The organism is Natrinema soli, assembly GCF_028618695.1.
This window is the reverse complement of record NZ_JAQIVI010000269.1, coordinates 1-4,713: the sequence shown is the minus strand read 5'-3', so window position 1 is coordinate 4,713 and position 4,713 is coordinate 1. Positions and strand designations below refer to the sequence as shown.

Here is a 4,713-nt window from a genome sequence, read left to right as displayed (position 1 = left end):
ACGTCGGCAGTGTCCCGCGGGAAGACGACGCCCGCGGGCTGTGCGCCGTAGATGCTGCCGTCCGTCGCGTAGAGGACGCGGGCGTACTCGTCGAATCGCACGTCGCCGTCGCAGGCGGCCCGAAGGTCGGCCGCCAGCGCCGTATCGCTGGATTCTCGTTCCGTCTCGAGCGCCAGTCCCTGCCGCTTTCGGTCTCGATCCTCGACCGTCGTACCGATGCTGCTATCCTCGGCGACCATGTAGAATATGAGATTGTCCCGCACGCAGTTAAACGATGGTAGTCACTCACAGGATGTGCGGTGGCAGGTGATCGCGCGAATCGGACACGCTGCGGGACTCGCACGCGCTACTCAGACGAGAGCGACCGCTGTCGGCCATCGATCGCCGAGAAAAGGCAGTGTTAACTGGCTCGTCTTCGAATCGACTGTCTTACTCGAAGTGACCGAGGCAGGTCTGGTACTCCTCTTCGGCCTTCTCCCAGTTGACGACATCGAAGAAGGCGTCGATGAAGTCTCCGCGGTCCGGTCCGTAGTCGTAGTAGTAGGAGTGTTCCCAGACGTCCAGCGCGAGGACGGGATGGGAGCCCCAGAGTGCGCCCTGGTCGTGCTTGTCGACCGCGATGTTGCGAAGCTGCTTGGCGACCGGGTCGTACACGAGCAGTGCCCAGCCACCGGCTGCGCCGGCAGCTGCCTCGAACTCGCCCTTCCATCCCTCGTAGGAGCCGAAGTCCTCTTCGATGCGGTCGGCGAGGTCACCCTCCGGCTCGCCGCCGCCGTTCGGGGACATGTTCTCCCAGAACAGCGTGTGGAGATAGTGCCCACAGCCGTTGTGGGTGACGTTCTTGAGGGCTCCAGGCGTGGAGCCGAAGTCGCCCTCATCGCGGTTTTCCGCGAGGGTCTCCTCGGCGGAGTTCAGGCCGTTAACGTAACCCTGATGGTGGGTGTCGTGATGCCAGGTCAGTACCTGTTCGGACAGTGCCGGTTCGAGTGCGTCGTAATCGTACGGAAGCGGTGGAAGTTCGTGATCAGCCATAGTATGCACCTCACGTTCTGTATCGGTATCTCGCCTGTTAAGTTTTGAGGAGTGGGACGATATCACACCTCATCGATCGACGGCCTCCCCGTCATGCGATTTACCGACACCTCAGTCGATTCACAACGAATGGGGTATTAAAGCTTTCAGCGATCGGTGGTTGCCCACTCCCCCAGCTGCCGTTCGTGGTCGCCGACCGGTTCGGTATCCCCGCGACTACGCCGTTTCCTTGTGCTGCGCATGCTCGAGCCACTCCTCGACCGACGGCTGGCTCCAGTATCGAACCGTCTCGCTCCGTGTATCATGTTCGAGGATCCCCGCGTCCTCGAGTTTCGGAAGGTGGATGTGCTGGAGTTCCATTCGCACGCTCGCTTGTTGGTCCGCGGAGTCGCCCTCGTGATCGTGACCGGATCGAGTATTGGCCGCTGTCTCCCCGTCGACGTCAGCCGTTCGTTCGAGGGCGATGACGTTCTTCGTGAGGTTTTCGATCGTCGCGACGCCGTTCGGCTGATCGTTCAGGTAGTAGAGTGCGTACCGCCGGCGACTGTCCGAGAGGAGATCGAAAACGAGATCCAGCGATGGTGTCACGTCCGGCGCCAACGCTGTCGCCTCTCCCTCCGTTTTACGCATTCACGAACCACCTACCGTGTATTACCATTCGAAACCACCAAGGGCCCCTACTGCGGCCGACACATTAGATGTTACGTCTCCCTAGAAAAATATGTGTGTTAAATACGTCATTATCTCGGACTGGTACAATATGTATAATAGCGACAGATCGCCTGACGGGGCGTGTCTCGACGGCCGTCGAACGACGCCCATCGACGATCGGTCGGAATGCGTTCGGCTCAGTGAAGCGGTTCGATCGAGATCCGTCGTCCGATCAAGGCCAGTTACTCGTAGAGCCACTCGGCGTCGTGCTGATCGTAGTCGATCAGCTCGTCGTCGTCGAAGTGGATCCCGATTTCGCGCTCGTTCGCGCCCTCGTCCTCGTGGTCTGCGGCGTGAACGACGTTCCGACCGAGATCGAGCGCGTAGTCTCCCCGAATCGTTCCGGGAGCAGCCTCGAGCGGGTCGGTCTCGCCGATCATCTGGCGGACCTGTCGGGTCGCGTCCTGTCCCTCCCAGACCATCGGGACGACCGGTCCCGAGGTGATGAAGTCGACGAGGTCGTCGTAGAACGGCTTGTCCTCGTGTTCGCTGTAGTGTTCTTCCGCCCGTTCGCGGGGCATGGTTTCGACTTTGATACCGACGAGCTTGAGCCCGCGGTCCTCGAGTCGGGAGACGACGGTTCCCACGAGCCCACGCGCGAAGGCGTCGGGCTTGACCATCACGAACGTACGCTCGTGATCGCTCACTGTTCGGCCTCAGTTTCGGCTTCGTCGCTTTCTTCCTTGCCGCCGGCGACGTCGTCGAGGTCGCCCTCAGCGGCGGCCTCGGCTTCGCCCTCAACGGACTCTCCCTCGGCGATCTCCTCGTCACCTGCGGGCTCGGTGCCCTCCTCTTCGTCGACGGCATCGGCTTCCGTCTCGAGGTCCTCGTCTTCGCCGGCCTCGACCTGCTCGGTCTGGTCGGCTTCCGTGTCGGCAGGCGTCTCGGCCTGCGCAGGACCCTTGCCGCGACGACCTTCTTCGGTCCACTCGAGGTCGCGCGGTTCGCGCCCGAGCTTGAAGTTTTTCTCCGCCTTGGAGTCGACGAAGTGGAGCACGGTGCCGTCCGTCTGGACGTACATGATGCCCGTGCCGGGTTCGATCTCTTCGCCCGTGTAGTCGCAGGTTCGTTTCTCGACCATTATTGTCCTCCGATGGAGTCGGCCTCCCGGGCGGTCTCGCGAAGCTGGAGTACGTCCCCTTCGCGGACCGGTCCGAGACAGTTACGGGTGATGATGCGTCCCTGGTTCTCGCCCTCCTTGATTCGGCATTTGACCTGCATGGCTTCGCCGTGCATGCCGGTCTTACCGACGATCTCGATGACCTCGGCGGGCGTAGAGCCGCTTTCTTCCTCTTCAGCACTCATCTCTGATCACCTCAGTCGAGGTCCTCGACCTTATCAGCGATATCCTCGACGTCTTCCTCGGCTTCGCCGGCGTCGACGATCGCCGCGGCGGCCGAACCGACCTCGAGGCCGGCGGCGTGGCCGACATCGTCCTGGGTCTCGATGAAGACGACAGGAATACCCTTCTCGTCTGCGAGTTCGGGCAGGTGCATGACGATTTCCTCGGGGGAGACGTCTTCGGCGACGTAGACGAGCTCGGCGTTGCCGCGCTCGATCGCCTTCGTGGTTTCGTTCGTTCCTTTCTTTACTCGGCCGGTGTCTCGTGCGACCTCGAGCGCCTCGAGGGCGTCGTCGGCGAGGTCGGCTGGGATGTCGGTGGTTACGTAGACTGACATTGGTTGTTCACCTCTCCTACACGTGGGCTCGCGCTCCCCTGCCGTCCGGGCACTGGGTACCCGTGCCGGGCGGATCCCGGCGGAAGTCCTGTGAAGCTAGGAGCATCATCAACCCCGCGTAGGGTGTACACCCGAATAGCGCTGCCCCCCTTAAAAGCGTGTTCAAACACGTGAGGCTGTGGGACGCCACCGCACGGACCGTTCGACCTCGTGGATCCTCCGACGCGAACGCGCGTACACATATTCAAACTGACAGCCAGACGGCGGGCGGTCACGGGTCGGTGCCTATTACTCTCGAGGCACCAATCCGAACGCATGAACGTCGATCTCGTCGGACTCGCCGAGTCGCTCGCCGAGGAGGCGACGCGAGCGAACGAGCGACGGATGCTGGTGCTCGCGGGAGATCGCGAGCGGGGGTACGACGCGCTCGAGTCGATCCTCGAGACGCTCCCCGTCGGGATCACTGAGACGACGCTCGTCGGTCCCGACGAGCGACTCCGCTGCGAACAGATTCCGCAGGTCAACGCGGGCGACCTCCTCGGGACGACGCGAGACGTAATCGCAATCGACGCTCACGAGGAACTCCAGCCGAACGCGCTCGGGAAAGTCGTCGGGGCGGTCGACGGTGGGGGCCTCCTTCTCCTGCTCGCCCCGCCGCTCGAGGCGTGGCCGGATCGGCGCGACGGGTTCGACGCCTCCCTCGCCGTCCCGCCGTTCGAACTGGACGACGTCACCGGTCGGTTCAGACGCCGTCTCGTCGAGACGCTGCGGGAACACCGCGGGATCGCCATCGTCGACCTCGAGAGTGAGCGGCTCGAGGCCGACGGACTGACCGACTCGCCCCCGCGGCTGCCACCGAAGACGCCGTCTCCGCCCCCAGACCACCGGTTTCCGGCCGCAGTGTACGAGGCCTGTCTCACCGCGGATCAGGGCGACGCAGTCGCCGCGTTCGAGTCGCTCCTCGAGGCCGATCAGGCCGTCGTCCTCGAGGCCGATCGCGGCCGCGGCAAGTCCAGTGCGGCGGGCCTGGCTGCGGGAGCGTTCGCCATCCGCGGCGAGAACGTTCTGGTAACCGCTCCCGCAGCGCGTAACACGTCGGAACTCTTCGAGCGAGCGGGCGAACTCTGCGAACGGCTCGAGGGTGATACCGCGACCGTTGAGCCCCGCCGAATCGAGACGGGTGGCGGTGGCTCGGTCGAATTCCGCGAGCCGAGCGCGGCCATCACAGCCCTCGAGTCGGCCGATATCGTCGTCGTCGACGAGGCCGCCGCGCTCCCGGTCGCCACCCTCG

General features: G+C 63.7%; 8 protein-coding genes. 1 reads left to right on the top strand and 7 read right to left on the bottom strand.

What is annotated here, in order from left to right:
- The 7 genes from PGX04_RS16615 to rpl7ae form a co-directional block, all read right to left on the bottom strand.
- On the bottom strand, positions 1-239 hold a 239-nt coding region (locus PGX04_RS16615; RefSeq protein ID WP_273739531.1), incomplete at its 3' end, for a hypothetical protein.
- A gap of 190 nt (positions 240-429) precedes the next feature.
- Positions 430-1,032 carry a superoxide dismutase gene (sod, locus tag PGX04_RS16610; protein WP_273739530.1) on the bottom strand — a complete coding sequence of 201 codons (603 nt, stop codon included), beginning with the start codon at positions 1,030-1,032 and terminating at the stop codon, positions 430-432.
- A 216-nt stretch (positions 1,033-1,248) separates the two neighbouring features.
- On the bottom strand, positions 1,249-1,662 hold the full coding sequence (locus PGX04_RS16605) for a DUF7344 domain-containing protein (RefSeq protein ID WP_273739529.1): 414 nt from the start codon (positions 1,660-1,662) through the stop codon (positions 1,249-1,251).
- A gap of 263 nt (positions 1,663-1,925) precedes the next feature.
- Entirely contained in the window at positions 1,926-2,390 is a 465-nt protein-coding gene (gene ndk / locus PGX04_RS16600) for a nucleoside-diphosphate kinase (protein ID WP_273739528.1), read from the bottom strand.
- Complete coding sequence (locus tag PGX04_RS16595) at positions 2,387-2,824, bottom strand: 50S ribosomal protein L24e (RefSeq protein ID WP_273739527.1); 438 nt, start codon at positions 2,822-2,824, stop codon at positions 2,387-2,389. The genes ndk and PGX04_RS16595 overlap by 4 nt, the downstream gene beginning before the upstream one ends.
- A complete protein-coding gene (locus tag PGX04_RS16590; protein ID WP_006064297.1) occupies positions 2,824-3,048 on the bottom strand; it encodes a 30S ribosomal protein S28e in 225 nt (74 codons plus the stop codon). Before PGX04_RS16590 ends, PGX04_RS16595 begins: the two co-directional genes overlap by 1 nt.
- Positions 3,049-3,059: 11 nt before the next feature.
- On the bottom strand, positions 3,060-3,422 hold the full coding sequence (rpl7ae, locus tag PGX04_RS16585; protein WP_273739526.1) for a 50S ribosomal protein L7Ae: 363 nt from the start codon (positions 3,420-3,422) through the stop codon (positions 3,060-3,062).
- 315 nt (positions 3,423-3,737) lie between these two features.
- On the opposite strand from rpl7ae, the gene PGX04_RS16580 reads away from it, so the two are divergent.
- Positions 3,738-4,713 (top strand): tRNA(Met) cytidine acetyltransferase TmcA domain-containing protein (locus tag PGX04_RS16580; protein ID WP_273739525.1); only part of this gene is annotated, 976 nt, incomplete at its 3' end.